Source organism: Sphingomonas sp. Leaf343 (assembly GCF_001423765.1).
Lineage (GTDB): Bacteria > Pseudomonadota > Alphaproteobacteria > Sphingomonadales > Sphingomonadaceae > Sphingomonas.
This window is the reverse complement of record NZ_LMPG01000001.1, coordinates 67,185-84,196: the sequence shown is the minus strand read 5'-3', so window position 1 is coordinate 84,196 and position 17,012 is coordinate 67,185. Positions and strand designations below refer to the sequence as shown.

Below are 17,012 nucleotides of genomic sequence, written 5' to 3'. Positions count from 1 at the left end.
AACCATGCGTGCCATCCTCGCCACCGTCTCCGCACTGGCCACAGCGCTGGCCCTCGCCGCCTGCGCGACCGGCCCAGACTATGTCGCCCCGCAGACGCCCGCCGCCGCGGCGGGGCCGTTCCTGTCGACCAGCACCGCGATCGACCCGACCGCGCCTGCCAGCGACCGCTGGTGGCAACTCTATGACGACCCCGTCCTCGACGGCCTCGTCACCGACGCGCTCAGGGCGAACACCGACCTGCGCGTCGCCGCCGCCCGCCTCGCCCGGGCGCGCGCGTCGCTTCGCGAGGTTCGCGGCGACCGCCAGCCGCAGGGCAATGTCAGCGCCAGCGGCAATTACGGCCGCGTGTCCGAAATCCAGACGATCCCCGGCGTCGATCGAGAGGGCTGGCGCGTCGACGGCGGCCTCAACGTCTCCTACGAAGTCGACCTGTTCGGCCGCATCAGCCGCAACGTCGAGGCGGCGCGGGGCGACGTCGGCGCGGCGCAGGCGGACCTCGACGCGGTCCGCGTGTCGATCGCCGCCGAGACCGCCCGCGCCTATGCCGACGCCGCCTCCGCCGCCGAACGCATCGCCGTGGCGGAGCGGATCGTCGCGCTGATCGACCGCTCGCTCGGCGTCACGTCGAACCGCGCCAAGGTCGGCCTGACCACCGGCCTCGACACCGCGCGCATCGCCGCACTGCGCGATCAGCGCCTCGCCGACATCCCCGCGATCCGGGCGCAGCGTCAGGCGGCGCTGTTCCGGCTCGCGACGCTGACCGGACGCGCGCCCGCCGACCTGCCGCCGATCGCCGCCGCCCGCACGACGACGCTGCGGCTCGATCGCCCGATCCCGATCGGCGACGGAGCGCAGTTGCTCGCCCGCCGTCCGGACGTGCGCGCCGCCGAACGCCGCCTCGCCGCCGCCACCGCGCGGATCGGCGTCGCCACCGCCGACCTATACCCGAAGATCAGTCTGGGCGGATCGATCGGCCAGACCAGCACCGGCCTCGGTGACCTGTTCGGCGGCGGCCCTTTGCGTTGGCTGCTCGGCCCGCTCATCAACTGGAACGTCAACCCGACGAAGGCGCGCGCGCGTATCGCCGGCGCGGAGGCCGATACGCAGGCGGCGCTCGCCACTTTCGACGGCACCGTGTTGCAGGCGCTCGAGGAAAGCGAAACCGCGCTGTCCGCCTATGCAAACGTCCTGCAACGCCGCACCGCGCTGCAATCGGCGCGCGATCAGGCCGCCGCCGCCGCCCGGATCACCCGCGCCCAGCAGCGCGAGGGCCAGATCGACAGCCTCGTCGCGCTGGACGCCGAACGCACGCTGGCCGACACGGAGGCGGCGCTCGCCCTGGCCGATGCGCAGATCGCCACCGCGCAGGTCGACCTGTTCAGGGCGCTTGGTGGCGGCTGGAACGTCTGAGCGTGGAGGCGCTCCGGGCTAGTGTCCCTTGGCCGGGTCGCCCGAAACGCCCGCCTCCGTCTGCACGACCGGGATCATCGTGCCGTCCGGATTGTAGCGGAGATGCTCCACCGTCACGGCGCGACGGCCGATCGCGCCGTTCAGGTCGCCGATCGCCAGCGCCGCATTATGCAGGAAGATGTACCAGTTGCGCTTGAACTCGACGATGCCGGCATGGATCGTGAAGCTGTATTTGCCCGATCCGGTCAGCTCGCCGCGATAGGTCCACGGACCCTGGATCGACGGCGCGGTCGCATAGGAGATGCGTTCGTCGCGGTGCGTGCTGCGGTCCAGCGAGGCATAGGTCAGGTAATAGGTCGCGCCGCGATTGTGCAGCCAAGGTCCCTCCTCGAAATGCGGGGGCGTGATCTCGCGGATCGGGCCGTCGATCTCGATCATGTTCGGCTTGAGCTTCGCGATGTAGCAGTTGCGATTGCCCCATGCGATCCACGTCGTGCCGTCGCCGTCGGTGAAGACGGTCGGGTCGATGTCCTCCCAGCTATGCGGGCCTTTCGGGGTCATCTGGTTGGTGATGAGCGCGGATCCCTTCGCATCCACGAAGGGGCCCGTGGGCGAGTGCGACACCGCGACCCCGATCGCCTTGCCGGGATGCGTCGCGTCGTGCTCGACCGCGGCGTAGAACCAGTATTTCCCGTTCTTGAAGATCGTCTGCGATGCCCAGGCGTCCTGCTTCGCCCATTTGAAATCCTTGACGTTCATGATCGGACCGTGCGCGGTCCAGTGCTTCATGTCGGTCGTCGAATAGACCAGCCATTCGCGCATCGTGAACATCTCGTCCCGCTGCGCCTCGTCATGGCCGACGTACAGATACAGCCGGTCGCCGACGACCAGCGGCGCGGGATCGGCCGTGAAAGTGTCGCGGACGATCGGGTTCGATCCCGGCCGGACCGGATCGGCGGGCGCGGCCGCGACAGGGGTCGCGGCCAGCAGAAGGACGGCCAACAGGCGGAACGATGTCATCGGCATGATCTCCTCTCGCCAGCCCATAAGCCGAACGGCGGGCGTTCAGCCATAGGCATCGACCGTCAGCCGTCCGGTCGCGCGGAGCAGCGCGGCCTGCGCGATCAGCACGTCGCCCCGGCTGCGCGCGACGGCAAGCTGCGCCGCGCGCAGGCTCTGGTCCGCGACGAGGATGTCGATCGTGGACCGCAGGTCGAACCCATATTCGGCGCGCACCCCGCGCAACGCCAGATCGGCCGCGCGAAGCCCCTCGATATTGGCGGTCAGCCGGCCCTGCGCCGCCGCGAGCGCGGCCCAGCCGGCATCCGCACCACGCTCCGCCTCCCGCGCGGCGGCATCGGCGCCGAAGCGATCGGCACGGTTGTTCGCCTCCGCCTGCCGCACCCGCGCCGCGACGAGGCCACCCGTCAGCAGCGGGATGCGCAGCGCCACGCCGCCGACCGCCCCGGCATCATAGCCGCGCAGATCGCCGCCACCCAAGCGCCCGCCATAGCCGTAGCTACCCGCCAGCCCCAGCGACGGCGCCCGCTCGGCCCGCTCCTGCGCGATGCGCGCCGCCGACGCCTCCGCGGCACGGCGTTGCTGGAGCAGCAGCGGATTGTCGGCGATCGACGCCACCCGCGCTTCGTCGCGGGTGGCGGGAAGACGGACGGGCGAAGGCACCTCCGCCGCCAGCGTGCCCGCCGGCCGGCCGACGATCGCCCGATACGCCGCCGCGACGATCGCCAGCGTACCCTCGGCATCGGCCAGATTGGCGACAACGCTGGCCCGTTGCGCCTCCAGCTGCGCGACGTCGGTCTGCGTCGCCTGCCCCAGCCCGAAGCGGGAGCGTGCCTCCGCCACCTGCGCATCCAGCCGCTCGATACCGACGCGCGCGACCTCCACCGCCTGCTGGTTGTAGAGCAGATCGGCATAGGCGGCGACGACGCTTTCCAGGATCGCCGCCCCGGTATCGCGCAGCCCCTCCTCGCCGGCCGCGACGTCGCGACCGGCGGCGCGGACCGCGGCCGGCACCCGGCCGCCTGTCCAGATCGGCAGGGTGGCCGATACGGTGGCGATCCCGCCCCTGCCATATCCGAACCGGTCATAGCCTGCGGTCCCGCCGCCCGCCGCGGTCAACCGGCCGAGCGCCCGCGCCTGCTCCGGCGTTTCCGCCAGCGCCTCCTGCCGCGCCCGCGCCGCCGCCAGTTGCGGATTGGTGGCGAACGCCGCCGCCACCGCCTCCCGCAACGTCTCCGCCGAAACAGAGGTCGGCGCGGACACCGCGAAGACCAGGCCCGCCGCCGTCGCGATCCACCTAGTCATGACGCAATGCCCATGCCGGCGCGGCACGACTGGCGCGCAGCGACTGGCCGATCACGGTCAGCACCGCGATCAACGTCGCCGCCACGCTCGCGCCGATGAAGAACAGCGGCGACAGCGCGATCCGGTCGTCGAACCCCGCCAGCCACGTCCGCATCGCGACGAAGGCGAGCGGCCATGCGACGACGTTGGCGATCAGCACCGGCCGCAGGAACTGCCCGACGAGCAGTTTGACGATGTCGGTGGACGACGCGCCCAGCGTCTTGCGGATGCCGACCTCCTTCACCCGTCGCGCGGTGTTGAACGAGGCGAGCCCCCACAGCCCGACGCAGCCGATCAGCACCGCCAGCCCCGCCCCGATCGCGAACAGCCGCGTCGCGCGGTCGTCCGCCTCGTAGAACTGCGCCAGTCGCTGGTCCGCCGTGCCGCCGACGAACGGCACCTGCGGCACGATCCGCTGCCACACGCCGCGCACCGAGGCGACCATCGCCCTGGGGTCGCCCGTGAAGCGCAATGCCGCAACGCTGGACCCCAATTCCTCGGGCTTGCGGCTGTACACATAATAGGTCGCGGTGTTGGCCTGGCGTGGCGAGTCGAACCGCATGTCGTCGACGACGCCGATGATCGTGCGCGGCCGGTCGACGCCGACCGTCTTGCCGATCGCCTCTTCCGGTGACCGGAAGCCCAGCGTGGGCACGGCACGCCGGTTGATGACGATCGCCCTTGGCTGACCTTTCGCGACCCCGTCGCTATCGTCGGCGCGGTGTTCGTCGTCGAACACTCGTCCGGCGATCAGACGGCTGCCATAGACGGAGAAGAAGCGCGGGCCGACGACGATCCAGCGCAACGAGGGACCACTCCCGGCGACGCCCGGCAGCTTGACATTGTCGCTGCTGTCGTTGCCGCTGCCCCCGACCGCACTGTCGGCGACCGCCGTGGAATGGACGCCCGGCAGAGCGGCCAGCGCCTGCATCACGGCACGCTTCTGCGGGGTGGAGATCAGGCTGTCGGCCAGCGAGCGCACGATGAGCAGTCCGTCCCGCTTGAACCCCAGATCGGACTGGCGGACGTGCCGCGTCTGCGCGAACAGGACCATCGTGCCGACGATGAAGGCGATGGCGAGGCCGAACTGGAACACGACCAGAGCCTCACGCGTCCGCGTTCCCGCACGACCGCCACCCGGCGACCGGGCCGACGCCAGCACCGCGGCCGCCGGATAGCGCGACAGCAACATCGCCGGATAGAAGCCGGCGGCGACACCCACCACCAGCACGAGCAGCAACAGCAACGGCACGACCACCAGATACGGGATCGTCAGCGACAGCCCGCCCGCGGCGTTCACCAGCGGCAGGCTCAGTTCCGCCAGCATCAGCCCGATCAGCGCGGCGAGCGCGACCGTCAGCACCGCCTCGCCCAGAAACTGGCGGACCAGCGCTCCGCGATCCGCGCCGAGCACCTTGCGCATCGCGACCTCACGCGCGCGCAATCCTGCCCGCGCCGTCGCGAGGTTCACGTAATTGACGATCGCGATCAGCAGCGTCAGCAGACCGACGATGCCCAGCGTGACCACGGTCAGCTTCTGTCCGGCGCTTTGTGTCCCCGTCGGCTCCAGATGCCCGCGTTCGATCGGTAGCAGGGCCAGCGCCAGCGTTCTGGATGCATCCTTGCCCATATCCTTGGTCGCACGGCGATCGACGAACGCCGCCGTCTTCCGTTCGAATGCTCGCGCCGCCTCGGGTGTGTCGAAGCGCAGGAACGTCTGCAGGTGACTGCTGCCCCAGTGATACCAGTTTTCGTTCGGCGGCGTCTTCGCCAGCGGGATCAGGATCGACAGCTGGAAATCGCTGTTCTTCGGCAGGTCGCGGAACACCCCCGCCACGCGGTAGCTGTTGGCGCTGTCCATCGCGACCGTCATGGTCTGGCCGATCGGATCACTGGACCCGAAATATTTCTTCGCCGCGCTTTCGCTGATGATCGCGTTGGCCGGTGATCGCAGCGCGCTGCGACCGTCACCCTGCGCCATCGGCAGGTCGAAAACATCGAAGAAGGTCGAATCGACCTGGGCGACATCCTCGCTGACCGCGACACCGCTGCGCACGACGTTGCCGGCATCCTCGCCGCCGCGCACCCGCGTACCCACCGTGCCGGGAAAATCCTCGCGCATCTGGTCCAGCAGCCCGCCCATCGTCCACGGGATCGCGCCGTTGAAGGCGCTGCCGGGCATGTTCCAGACCGACTGGACGAGATAGATGCGGTCGTATCGCGGCAGCCATCTCTCATAGCTGGTTTCGAACCGCGCATAGAGCGACAGGACGAGGAAGACGGCGATGCCCACCGCCAGTCCGCCGATGTTCAGCGCGGCGTAGAGCTTGTGGCGGGTCAGCGAGCGATAGAGCGTCAGGAGCGCGAAGCGGTTCATGAGCCGGAGTCCGATTTCGAGGTCAGGAGGATCAGCCGCAGGACACGTCGGCGGTGCCGGTCTTGCGGACCGTGCAGCGTGGATGGCCCGCGACGGACACGTCGCCCGTGCCGCGTGCGGCGATCCGCGCGGCGTCGCTGGCATAGGTCTTCACGTCGCCCGATCCGGACAGGTCGACCTGCACCTGCGGCGTCCGGACCGCGCTCGTGTCGATATCGCCCGATCCCACCAGCCGGACGGCGACAGCGCCCGCCGTCCCGCGCGCGACGACGTCGCCAGATCCGGACACGTCGATCGCCAGTGCGCCGCCGACGCTGCCGTCCAGAGTGACGTTGCCCGATCCGCCGACCTCGATCCGCGCGTCGCGGACGCGAACGTCGTGCAGCCGCAAATCGCCCGAACCGCCGACCCGGCCGGTAAAGCCCTGACCGGCGACCCGCGCCACGTCGAGATCGCCCGATCCGGTGATCGTCGCGGCGCGGATGGCGGGCATCGTTACGGTGACGACCGCGCCCTTGTCGCGCCAGTTGCCCGGTCGACGTCCGACCCGGAGCGTGTTGCCCCGGACGTCGACGCTCAGCGCCGCGACGGCGCGCGGATCGCCGCTCGCCACGACGGAGAACGCCGCGCCGGGCACGATGCGCACCGCATCGGAGCCGGTCAGCTCGACCGCGTCGAAGCGGCCGACATCGAACCGGCGCTCCCCGGACTGCGCGATAGCGGCGGTGGAAGTGACGAGGATCAGGGCGGCGAAGGCGAGGTGGTTCATGATCGTGGTCCTTGTTTCGAAGATCAGAGGGCGCGGGCGACGGAGGCGACGATGCGCCCGTCGAGCATGTCGATGCGGCGTTTCGCCATGTCCGCGTGGCTGGGCGAGTGGGTGACCATCACGATCGTCGCACCCTCCGCATTCAGGCCGTTCAGGATGTTCATCACCTGCGCGCCGTTTTCGGTGTCGAGATTGCCGGTCGGCTCGTCCGCCAGGATCAGCTTCGGATCGCCGACGATCGCCCGGGCGATGGCCGCGCGCTGCTGCTGACCGCCCGACAACTGGTGCGGATAATGACGGGCGCGGTGGGCGATGCCGACCTTGTCCATCGCCGCCGCCACCCGCGCACGCCGGTCGCCGCTCCTGTCCTTGCGATAGGCGAGGCCGAGTTCGACATTCTCGGCGATCGTGAGCTCGTCGATCAGGTTGAAGCTCTGGAATACGAAGCCCAGCGTCTCGCCGCGGAAACGTGCCAGCGCGGCCTCGTCCATCGCGGCCAGATCGCGGTCGCCGAACATGTACCGGCCTCCGGTCGGACGATCGACGGTGCCCAGCGTGTTGAGCAGCGTCGACTTGCCGCAGCCGGACGGCCCCATGATCGCGACGAACTCGCCCGACTGGACGTGCAGGTCGATGTCGTGGAGCGCGGTCGTCTCGACCTCGTCGGATACGTAGCGGCGCTGGATATTCTCTAGGCGGATCATGACGGGGCCTTTCAGCGGATGTTGAGGATGTCGCCCTTCACGGCCGACGTGTTGCTGGTGACGATGCGTTCGCCGGGTTCGAGGCCGGACAGGATTTCGACCTGCTCGGGATTGCGGCGGCCGATCCTGATGGTTCGGCGGCGGGCATGCGCGCCGTCGCCGTCGAGGACGAAGACCGACGATCCGCCGCCAGCGTCGACCCAGCCGCCGACCTGCACGACCAGCGCCGGCGCGGTGCTGCCCAGCGTGACGCGAACGTCGAGCGTCTGGCCGCGGTTGAGCCCGTCCGGTGCCCGGTCGAAGATAAGCTCGACGCGGAACCGGCCGTCCTTGACCGTGGGCAGGACCTTGCTGACGGTCAGCCGCGCGTCGTTCGCCGTACCCTTCTGCCCGACCGCGACGCGGCCGAGGTAGAATTCGTCGACATCCGCCTCCAGCTTCCACGCGCCTTCGCTGTCGACCTGTCCGGCGGGATCACCCGGCTTCAGCGTCTGGCCAGGCTGGATCGCGAAATTGGTCAGCCGGCCGCCGGTGGGCGCGCGCACGACCAGCGCGTCGAGACCCGCGCGCACCGCCGTCAGGTTGCCGGACAAACGGTTGCGCGTGTCCGCCAGCCGCGATTCCTGCAACGCGGTGATCCGCGCCTCGGTCGCGCCGCCCGACTGCAACTGCGCCAGCCGCTTCTCCTGATAGGCGGCCTCTTCGGCGAAGCTCTTTACGCCCGCGTCCGACACGAAACCCTTGTCGTGCAGTTGCTGGCGAATGCCGAGCTCGCGCCGAGCCTTGATGAGGTCGTAGTTCGCCTGCGCGATCTGGCTGGCGCGATCCAGCCGGTTGCGCTCGATCCCCAGATCCTGTCCGGACACGTCGCCCAGCTGCCCGGCGATCTGCGCCTCGCGCGTCAGCACCTCCAGCCGCAGTTCCGGGTTGGCGAGCCGTGCGAGCGGCTGACCCGCCGCGACCATCGCACCGTCCTGCACCAGCAGGCTCTCGACCTGACCGCCCGACAGCACGCCGACAAGGGTCGTCACCTTTGGCGCGACGGTCGCGCGCACCGGCAGATAGTCGGCGAACGGCGCGCGTCCGACCAGCCCGGTCTCGACATCCGCCGACGCGATGTCGGTCGATCCGGAGGCGGGCAGGAAGCGCCACACCGCCACCGCGACCAGCACGGCTGCCACAGCGATCAACGCCGCCCGCGACCGCCACCACGGTCGCGGCTTTTTCGCGACCTGCCGGTCCATTCCCGCGCCGGGAGAAAGGTTTGCGTGTATGTTCGGTTCGGTCATCATGCGGACAGTGTCGCGCAGGAATCCGGAAATGCCGAAAGCACGTAAATTCAATGACTAAGCAAGATCCTCTGGAGGGCACATCGTCCGCCGCCGGACAGGGTGTCCGCGATCGGACACCGCACGACGCGTCAAGCGGACACCGGATCCTGCTCGTCGACGACAATCGTCAGATCGCGCAGGCGGTCACCCTGGCCTTCGACTGCGCCGGCCACCGGGTCGACACCGCCGTCGCGCCGCCAGAGGCGTTCTCCCTGCTCGCGCAGCACCGCTACGATGCGATCCTGCTCGACCTGAACTTCACGCAGGGGCAGACCAGCGGCGAGGAAGGGTTCGCCTGTCTCGCGCGGATCGTCGCCGACGATCCGACCGCCGCGATCGTCGTCATCACCGCGCACAGCGGCATCCGCATCGCGGTCGCGGCGATGCAGGCCGGCGCGTCGGACTTCGTGATGAAGCCGTGGCGCAACGCGGACCTGATCGCGCGGGTCGACGCCGCGATCGGCAAGCGACGCCGTCCTGTCGCGACGATACCCGTTTTGGGGTCCTCGACCGACCGTGCCAGCGGCCTGCACCGATTGCTCGGCGACTCGCCCGCGATGACGGGCCTGCGCGACCTGATCCGCCGGGTTGCACCCAGTCCCGCCAGCGTGATCGTCAGGGGAGCGTCCGGCTCCGGGCGCAGCCTTGTCGCCGCCGCATTGCACGACGGATCGCCGCATGCCGATCGCGACGCGGTGACGGTCGACGTGCGCGATGCGGCGGCATGGGAGCGGATCGACGCCGTCGGCGGTACGCTGATCCTGCGCCACCCGGAACGGCTGGACGATATCCAGCAGGCACGCCTGCTCGACCGCCTGCCCGCGACGGTGAGGACCGTCGCGATCGTGGACGATACGGCCGGCCTGTCGCCACGCCTGCGGGCACGGCTCGGTACCGTGGAACTCACCGTCCCGCGCCTGATCGAGCGACAGGCCGACGCGTTGCTGCTCGCGCGCCACTTCGCGGCATTGGCAGCGACCCGTCACGGTCGTGCGGTGCCGCCCTTCACCGCCTCCGCCGAGGCGTTGATTCTCGCGCGCCACTGGCCGGACGAGGTGCGCGGACTGGCGCAGGCGATCGAGCGTGCGGTGCTGCTGGATCAGGACGGCGTCGTCGATGCCGCCGCACTGGCACCACGACTGGTGGAGGCGGTGTCGCCGGCCGCCAACGCCACGCCGCCGCTCGACGTGTCGCTCGAACAGTCGGAGCGGGTGATGATCGAGGCTGCCCTGCGCCACCACCACCATAATGTTTCCCACGCCGCCGCTGCGCTGGGGCTGAGCCGTCAGGCGCTGTACCGCCGGATGACGCGGCATGGGTTGTAATGCGGCCATGACGCGCGGGACGCACTGATGGCGTCACGCCGTCCAGGCTACATCCGCGGCATCGGCATGATCGCCATGGCGATCGGCCTCGCCGCGGCCGGCGGTACGATCGTCCGGGCGTTCGACCATCGCTTCTGGGGCACCATCGCCGTCGCGGTGCTGGTCGTCCTTTGGCTGGGCGCGCTGCTGGCCGTGGCGGTCGCGCGGGCAGACAGCCAGGAGCGCCCTGCGAACGCCGAACAGCCCGACGACGAACGCATCATGCTCCGGGTCCTGCTCGATCAGGCTCCCGGCGCGTTGCTGGCGATCGAAGGCGGGCAGGTCCGCGCCCTCAACCGTGCGGCACGACGACTGTTCGCCACCGACGATCGGGTGCTGCCGGCCCCGGTCGCGTTGCTGTCGCCGGATGCCGCACGCCTGCGTCACGGCGGCAGGAGCTGGCGGATCGATCGTGCCGTCGTGGATGCGCCGGGCATGCCCCGCACCCTCGTGGCGCTGGTCGATGTCGAGCCGGAGGAACATGCCGCCGAAGCACGCGCCACCCGCGAACTGCTGCGCGTCCTGGGCCACGAGGTCATGAACGCGCTCGCCCCGATCACCTCGCTTGCGGAAAGCGCGCTGGACGTGCTCGATGCCCCGGCCGAGCGGCGCGACCGGCTGTTGCCGGACATTCTGGGTACGCTGGCCCGCCGCACCGACGGCCTGCAACGCTTCACCGAGGCTTATCGTCAGGTCGCCCGTCTGCCCGAACCGACCGTGGAGCCGGTCCGACTCGCCGACCTGCTCGCCGATTGCGCCCGATTGTTCGAGAGCGAGTGGCGGCATCATGTCCGTCTGGCGGTCGACGATCCGGGCGAGATCGTCGCCGCGATCGATCGTGGCCAGATCACGCAGGCGCTGCTCGCGCTGCTTCGAAACGGGGCCGAGGCGGGTATCGCCGTCGGTCCGCACCCCGTCGTCCGGCTCGGCGTGACCACGACGGCCGCCCGCCTCGTCTTCGCGATCCGGGATGACGGTGGCGGCGTCGCCCCGGCGGACCGCGCCTCGATCTTCCTGCCCTTCTTCACCACCAAGGCCGAAGGCAACGGCATCGGCCTCGCCGCCGCGCGCCAGATCGCACAGGCGCATGGTGGAGAGTTGAGCCTGGACGCGGGGATGCCGACGACCTTTTCGCTGACCATCCCTAGATAGGCTGATATCGGTACCACTAGTCGGCCGGATGCCTCTGGCGCTCATTAATGTTAGCGGTATAACCCTATCGAAACAGGCGCATAGAGCGTTACAGGGAGAGGATGATGGCGGGGAAGATCGCATGCGGCGTACTGGCGCTGCTGCTGGCCGGCACGAGCAATGTAGAGGCGCAGACCGTGACATCGCGGGCGGTTCCGGCGATGTCGCTGGGCGCGGCAGGCTATTACGAAGTTCCAGCCGCAAACGTCCTCGTCTTCTCGAACTGGTATGACGGCCTGTTCGCGGACGCGAAGATCTCTGGTGTCGAGATCATCCAGCAGGGCACGCGCATCGCCACCAACGGCGATATCCGCCTGTCCTCGACACCGGGTCAGTGGGACGCGACCGGGCGGCTGATCGACCGCAAGGTCGATGCCGCGACCGGCACGATCACGGTCACGCTCGAATATCCCGACCATAACTGGCGCTATCGCATCCGCTCCGAACGGCGCGGCGGGGCGGTCGCCGTGACGGTGATCCTCGACACGCCCGTGCCCGCCGCGCTAGCGGGCAAGGCCGGCTTCAACCTTGAATTCCTGCCGACCGCCTATTTCCACCACAGCTATATGGCCGATGGCCGTACCGGCACCTTCCCGCTCTATCCCGCCGACGCGATGACGGCGACGCCGGACCGCAACGCCGCCAGCGGCCGCAACGAGGGTCCCGGCGCGGAGCCGACACCGATCGCGCAGGGCAACCGCTTCGTGCTGGCACCCGAGGACCCGGCGCGGCGCGTGACGATCAGCTCTACCGCACCGGTGCAATTGTTCGACGGCCGCAATCAGGCGCAGAACGGCTGGTTCGTGCTGCGTTCGCTGCTGCCCGCCGGCCGCACCGGCACGGTGCTGGAATGGACGATCCAACCCAACAGCGTTCCCGGCTGGCTGCGTCCGCCGGTGATCGCGCATTCGCAACTCGGCTACACACCGAACGCGCGCAAGATCGCGACGATCGAACTCGACCGCAGTGACCGCCGCGCGCTGCCCGCACGCCTGCTGCGCATCGGTGACGACGGTCGGATGACGCCGGTCCGCACCCCGCCCGCCAAACGCTGGGGCGATTACCTCCGCTACAGCTATCTCCAGCTCGATTTCAGCGCGGTACGCGATCCCGGCCTGTACGTGCTGGAATATGGACCGACCCGCACCGCCCCGTTCCGCATCGCCGCCGATGCCTATGCAGGCGCGTGGCACCCGACGCTCGACGTGTATTTTCCGGTCGCGATGGACCACATGTTCGTCAACGAGGGCTACCGCGTCTGGCACGGCGACGCACATAAGGACGACGCGCGGCAGGCCCCCGTCGATCACGAGCATATCGATCTCTACCGGCAGGGGCCGACCACCGACACGCGCTTCAAGCCCGGCGAGCATATTCCCGGCCTCGCGATCGGCGGCTGGTTCGATGCGGGCGACTTCGACATTCGCACCCAGTCGCAATATCAGGTCGTCCGCTCGCTGGTCGACACATGGGAGCGGTGGCGGCCGACGCGGGATACCACCAGCGTCGACTGGACGCGCCGCCGCACCGAGATGCACGTGCCGGACGGCACGCCCGACCTGCTCCAGCAGATCCGCCACGGCGCGCTGCAACTGATCGCGCAGTTTGATGCGGTGGGCCATGCGATCCACGGCATCGTCGAGCCCGACGTTGCGCAATATACGCATCTCGGCGACGCCTCGACCAAGACCGATGGCCTGATCTACGACCCGTCGCTGAAGATCGGCGAGGAGAAGAACGGACGCAGCGGGACGCCCGACGACCGCTGGGCCTTCACCAGCAAGGCGTCGGCGCTCAACTATGGCTCGATCGCGGCCTTGGCCGCCACATCGCGCGCGCTGGCAGAGATGGACCCGGCGTTGTCGAAAAAGGCGCTGGGCATCGCGACGAAAATCTGGGCGGAAGAGCAGGGCCACGCGCCCGACCTGTTCAGCCACGGCAACACGACCGGCGGGCCGCTCGACTCCGAACGCTTCGCCGCGGCGGTGGAATTGCTGCGGACCACGCGGGATCCGCGATATGCCGCCGCCGTCCAGTCGCTATGGCCGACGATCGAAGCGAAATTCGGCCTCCACCTGCGCGATGCGGTCGCGGTGATCCCGGCGATGCCCGCCAGCTATCGTCAGGGGATGATCCCCGCCGCCCGCGCCTATGCCGCCGCGACCGAGAAGGGCGCGGCCGCCAATCCGTTCGGCGTACCGATCACGACCGGCGGGTGGGCAGGCAGCGGCACCGTGCTCGGTACCGCCCTCAACGCGTATCTGCTTCACAAGGCCTTTCCGGAGATCATGCCCGCAGAGCCGGTATTTCGCGGCATCGAGTTTCTGCTCGGTCATCATCCAGGCTCCGACATCTCGTTCGTGTCGGGCGTCGGCACGGTGTCGAAGGAAGTCGCCTATGGCAACAACCGCGCCGATTTCTCGTTCATCGCCGGCGGCGTCGTGCCGGGCGTGCTGGTCATCAAGCCCGACTTCCCGGAAAACCATGAGGATTGGCCGTTCTTCTGGGGAGAGAACGAGTATGTCATCCCAGAAGGCGCGATGTGGATCGAACTGGCGCACGCCGCACAGGATCTGGCGGGAGCGAAATGATGCTGAAATTCCTCGCTCTGGCGCTGGCCGGCGTGGCCGTGGCCGCGGCGGCGTCCGAACCGGCACGGTTCAGCCGTTTCACCTATCGGGGGCAGAGCGAGGAGCGGGTCGCCACAGCACCGGGCGAGTATCGCAACCCGATCCTGTCCGGCTATTACCCGGATCCGTCGGTGACGCGCGTCGGCGACGATTACTACCTCGTCAATTCGTCGTTCGCGCACTTTCCCGGCCTGCCGGTCTTCCACTCGGAGGACCTCGTCCACTGGACGCAGATCGGCAACGCGATCGACCGGCCCGAACAGCTCGACTTCACCGGGCGCAGGACGTCGGAGGCGGTGTTCGCGCCCGACATCTCGTATCACAACGGCGTCTTCTACATCGTCAACACCTGCGTCGCGTGCAAAGGCAACTTCGTCATCACCGCAAAAGACCCGAAGGGTCCGTGGTCCAACCCGATCTGGTTGCCGTTCGAGGGCATCGATCCATCGATCTATTGGGAAGGCGACAGGGCGTACATCGTCAACAACCGCGCACCAAACGAGACGCCGCGCTACGACGGGCATCGCGCGATCTGGTTGCAGGAATATGATAGGCGGGCCGGAAAGATGGTCGGCGACAGCATTCAGCTGGTCAATGGCGGCGTCGACATCACCCAAAAACCGGTCTGGATCGAGGGGCCGCATATCTTCCACAAGGACGGCTGGTATTACCTGACCGCGGCGGAGGGCGGCACCAGCGTCAACCATTCGCAGGTCGTGTTGCGGTCACGCGCGCTGCGCGGTCCGTATCTGGCCTATGCGGGCAATCCGATCCTGACGCAGCGCGACCTCGACCCTGCGCGACCGCATCCGATCACCTCCGCCGGCCACGCCGAGCTGGTACAGACCCGGAATGGCGACTGGTGGGCGACGTTCCTCGCGGTGCGGCCCTATGAGGGCGATTACTACAACATCGGCCGCGAGACGTTCCTGCTGCCGGTGACGTGGAAGGACGGCTGGCCGGTCATCCTGCCCAAAGGTCGGACGGTGCCGTTCGTCGCCGGGGCTCCCAAGCTGCCGCATTCGCCTGCGGTCGCGACCGCAGGCGACTTCGCCTACACCGACGAGTTCGACGGCGACCGGTTGGCAATGCAGTGGATCGGCGTCCGCACGCCCAAGCGGCCCGTGTACCGCGTGGCGGACGGCGACCTGATCCTCGCGCCCGGCCCGCGCATCGGCGACCTGTCGAGCGCCCCCGCCTTCATGGCGCGCCGCCAGCAGCATCATATCGCGACGGTATCGACGTCGGTCCGCTTCGCGCCCGACACGGACGGCGAACGCGCGGGTCTTGCCGCGACGCAGAGCGACGAGAATTATCTGGTGTTCGGCGTCACGCGGATCGCGGGCAAGCCGGTCGTGGCGCTCTACACCGCCGACAAGGGTCGCGAGACGCTGGTCGCCTCCGCACCGATCGCGGCCGGCGAACCGGTGACGCTGACGATCCGCGCGACCGGCGGCACGATGGCGTTCGACTATCGGGGCGGAACCGGCCTCCGCACGCTGGCGCGCGATATCGATGCGCGGTTCCTCAGCACGAAGACTGCGGGTGGCTTCGTTGGGACGCTGATCGGCCCCTATGCGGCGACACGTTAACGGATCGCCGCGCGCAGCCGGTCCGCCATCCCCTCCAGCGTGACGCCGGCGAGGCACGCCTCCGTCTCCTCCCGGTTGCGGAGCAGGTCGGCGACCGCGAGCTGGATCTGCGTGATGTGGTCGACCTTTTGCAGGCTGGCCATGTGCAGGCGGAGCGTGCCCTCGTCGCTGCCGAGATCATAGGCCAGGTCGTTGAGCATCCGCGATGCCAGCACCAGCTCCTCCGCCAGCGCCTCGGCCAGCGGGATCGCGTCGCGGGGAGCCGCGCTCATTTCGCGCACATCTTGAGGATGCTGGCCGGCAGCGCGTCGCGCGCGGTCGGCTGCGTCACCATGTTGCGGGCCAGCGTGTAGCCGCCGGTCTCCGGCGCCGGCGAGAACACGTAACTGCCCGCACCGAGCAACGCCTTCAATCCGCCGCCGCCGTCTTCGCTGCCGTCGAGCAGCAGCACGCCGACCGCCGCCGCGCCCGCAGCCTTCGCCGCCGCCGCGAACAACAGGGAGATGGAAGGCCGCTCGCCCCCCACCGGATCGCGCGGCAGCAGCCGCAGCTTGCCCGCCGGCCAGCTGTCGACGACCATGTGATGATCGCCAGCGGGCGCGAAATAGATCGTGCCCTGTTCGACCGGCATGCCGTCCGTCGCCACGACCACCCTTGGCGCGACCTTCTCGCCGAGTTGCGCGACCATGGTTTCGACCAGCCCGGGGCCGAGATGCTGGACGACGAGCGTCGGCGGGCAGTTGGCGGGGAAGGCACCGAAGATCTCGAACAACGCCGCCGTGGTCGACGCATCACCGCCGACCACCAGCACGCGGCCGTTCCATTCGATCGGCCCCATCGCCACCGGCACCGGCGGCGCGGCGCTCGCCGCCCGCAGCGCCGCGGTCTTCGCCGCCTTCAGCCGCTTGCCCAGCTTGGCGATGATCGCGTTCAGTTCGGCGGGGGCGGCGACGCGCGGCTTGGGGAAGCAGTCGATCGCCCCCAGCCGCAACGCCTCGATCGATTCGGCCGCACCGTCCGTCGTGCGGGTCGAGAACATGATGACCGGCATCGGCTTGGTCGCCATGATCTCGGCCAGATATTCGATCCCGCTCATGCCCGGCATCTCGACGTCCAGCGTCATGACATCCGGGCGCAACTGGGCGACCATCTCCCGCGCCTCGGCCGCGCCATCGGCCAGACCCACGACCTCGACATTGGGGATGCGTTCGAGCGCACCGGAGATCAGCGCGCGCATCGTCAGCGAATCGTCGACCACGAGAACCTTGGTGGCAGCCAT

13 protein-coding genes are annotated in these 17,012 nt (G+C 69.2%); 5 read left to right on the top strand and 8 right to left on the bottom strand.

The annotated features are described in order from the left end of the window. Positions 1-4 precede the first annotated feature (4 nt). The gene (locus tag ASG07_RS00335; protein WP_055840652.1) at positions 5-1,411 is read left to right on the top strand and encodes an efflux transporter outer membrane subunit; all 1,407 of its coding nucleotides are present in this window, start codon (positions 5-7) and stop codon (positions 1,409-1,411) included. Between the two features lie 18 nt (positions 1,412-1,429). Here the strand turns inward: ASG07_RS00335 and ASG07_RS00330 are convergent, their stop codons facing one another. Genes ASG07_RS00330 through ASG07_RS00305 form a run of 6 tightly spaced genes read right to left on the bottom strand, consistent with a single transcriptional unit; the run spans position 1,430 to position 8,917 of the window. Next, the gene (locus ASG07_RS00330; RefSeq protein ID WP_156361673.1) at positions 1,430-2,431 is read right to left on the bottom strand and encodes a glycoside hydrolase family 43 protein; all 1,002 of its coding nucleotides are present in this window, start codon (positions 2,429-2,431) and stop codon (positions 1,430-1,432) included. Between the two features lie 45 nt (positions 2,432-2,476). Then, positions 2,477-3,736 carry a TolC family protein gene (locus ASG07_RS00325; protein WP_055840648.1) on the bottom strand — a complete coding sequence of 420 codons (1,260 nt, stop codon included), beginning with the start codon at positions 3,734-3,736 and terminating at the stop codon, positions 2,477-2,479. Continuing rightward, positions 3,729-6,152 (bottom strand): ABC transporter permease, encoded by a 2,424-nt coding sequence (locus tag ASG07_RS00320; protein WP_055840645.1) that lies wholly within the window; start codon positions 6,150-6,152, stop codon positions 3,729-3,731. Before ASG07_RS00320 ends, ASG07_RS00325 begins: the two co-directional genes overlap by 8 nt. 31 nt (positions 6,153-6,183) lie before the next feature. Then, positions 6,184-6,921: a head GIN domain-containing protein gene (locus tag ASG07_RS00315; protein WP_055840643.1), complete on the bottom strand. Its 738-nt coding sequence runs from the start codon at positions 6,919-6,921 to the stop codon at positions 6,184-6,186. Between the two features lie 23 nt (positions 6,922-6,944). Continuing rightward, positions 6,945-7,625, bottom strand: a complete 681-nt coding sequence (locus ASG07_RS00310) for an ABC transporter ATP-binding protein (protein WP_055840640.1) — start codon at positions 7,623-7,625, stop codon at positions 6,945-6,947. A gap of 11 nt (positions 7,626-7,636) precedes the next feature. Beyond that, positions 7,637-8,917, bottom strand: coding sequence for an efflux RND transporter periplasmic adaptor subunit (locus ASG07_RS00305; protein ID WP_236694457.1), 1,281 nt, complete (start codon positions 8,915-8,917; stop codon positions 7,637-7,639). Positions 8,918-8,967: 50 nt separating this feature from the next. Here ASG07_RS00305 and ASG07_RS00300 point away from each other — a divergent pair, with 50 nt between their 5' ends. The 4 genes from ASG07_RS00300 to ASG07_RS00285 all read left to right on the top strand — a co-directional run bounded on the left by ASG07_RS00300 (position 8,968) and on the right by ASG07_RS00285 (position 15,733). Continuing rightward, the gene (locus tag ASG07_RS00300) at positions 8,968-10,281 is read left to right on the top strand and encodes a sigma-54-dependent transcriptional regulator (RefSeq protein WP_082474389.1); all 1,314 of its coding nucleotides are present in this window, start codon (positions 8,968-8,970) and stop codon (positions 10,279-10,281) included. 27 nt (positions 10,282-10,308) lie between these two features. Continuing rightward, a complete protein-coding gene (locus ASG07_RS00295; RefSeq protein ID WP_055840634.1) occupies positions 10,309-11,472 on the top strand; it encodes a sensor histidine kinase in 1,164 nt (387 codons plus the stop codon). Between the two features lie 104 nt (positions 11,473-11,576). After that, positions 11,577-14,102 (top strand): glycoside hydrolase family 9 protein, encoded by a 2,526-nt coding sequence (locus tag ASG07_RS00290; protein WP_055842654.1) that lies wholly within the window; start codon positions 11,577-11,579, stop codon positions 14,100-14,102. After that, positions 14,099-15,733: a glycoside hydrolase family 43 protein gene (locus ASG07_RS00285; RefSeq protein WP_055840631.1), complete on the top strand. Its 1,635-nt coding sequence runs from the start codon at positions 14,099-14,101 to the stop codon at positions 15,731-15,733. Before ASG07_RS00290 ends, ASG07_RS00285 begins: the two co-directional genes overlap by 4 nt. Here ASG07_RS00285 and ASG07_RS00280 read toward each other — a convergent pair. Together ASG07_RS00280 and ASG07_RS00275 are read right to left on the bottom strand one after the other, a co-directional pair. Continuing rightward, on the bottom strand, positions 15,730-16,005 hold the full coding sequence (locus ASG07_RS00280) for a hypothetical protein (protein WP_055840628.1): 276 nt from the start codon (positions 16,003-16,005) through the stop codon (positions 15,730-15,732). The two genes, ASG07_RS00285 and ASG07_RS00280, sit on opposite strands and share 4 nt — an antisense overlap. Then, positions 16,002-17,012, bottom strand: coding sequence for a chemotaxis protein CheB (locus tag ASG07_RS00275; RefSeq protein ID WP_055840625.1), 1,011 nt, complete (start codon positions 17,010-17,012; stop codon positions 16,002-16,004). The genes ASG07_RS00280 and ASG07_RS00275 overlap by 4 nt, the downstream gene beginning before the upstream one ends.

Coding starts and splice junctions, on each gene's coding strand:
- ASG07_RS00335 (WP_055840652.1), top strand. CDS start 5: ATGCGTGCCATCCTCGCCACCGTCTCCGCACTGGCCACAGCGCTGGCC.
- ASG07_RS00330 (WP_156361673.1), bottom strand. CDS start 2,431: ATGACATCGTTCCGCCTGTTGGCCGTCCTTCTGCTGGCCGCGACCCCT.
- ASG07_RS00325 (WP_055840648.1), bottom strand. CDS start 3,736: ATGACTAGGTGGATCGCGACGGCGGCGGGCCTGGTCTTCGCGGTGTCC.
- ASG07_RS00320 (WP_055840645.1), bottom strand. CDS start 6,152: ATGAACCGCTTCGCGCTCCTGACGCTCTATCGCTCGCTGACCCGCCAC.
- ASG07_RS00315 (WP_055840643.1), bottom strand. CDS start 6,921: ATGAACCACCTCGCCTTCGCCGCCCTGATCCTCGTCACTTCCACCGCC.
- ASG07_RS00310 (WP_055840640.1), bottom strand. CDS start 7,625: ATGATCCGCCTAGAGAATATCCAGCGCCGCTACGTATCCGACGAGGTC.
- ASG07_RS00305 (WP_236694457.1), bottom strand. CDS start 8,917: ATGATGACCGAACCGAACATACACGCAAACCTTTCTCCCGGCGCGGGA.
- ASG07_RS00300 (WP_082474389.1), top strand. CDS start 8,968: ATGACTAAGCAAGATCCTCTGGAGGGCACATCGTCCGCCGCCGGACAG.
- ASG07_RS00295 (WP_055840634.1), top strand. CDS start 10,309: ATGGCGTCACGCCGTCCAGGCTACATCCGCGGCATCGGCATGATCGCC.
- ASG07_RS00290 (WP_055842654.1), top strand. CDS start 11,577: ATGGCGGGGAAGATCGCATGCGGCGTACTGGCGCTGCTGCTGGCCGGC.
- ASG07_RS00285 (WP_055840631.1), top strand. CDS start 14,099: ATGATGCTGAAATTCCTCGCTCTGGCGCTGGCCGGCGTGGCCGTGGCC.
- ASG07_RS00280 (WP_055840628.1), bottom strand. CDS start 16,005: ATGAGCGCGGCTCCCCGCGACGCGATCCCGCTGGCCGAGGCGCTGGCG.
- ASG07_RS00275 (WP_055840625.1), bottom strand. CDS start 17,012: ATGGCTGCCACCAAGGTTCTCGTGGTCGACGATTCGCTGACGATGCGC.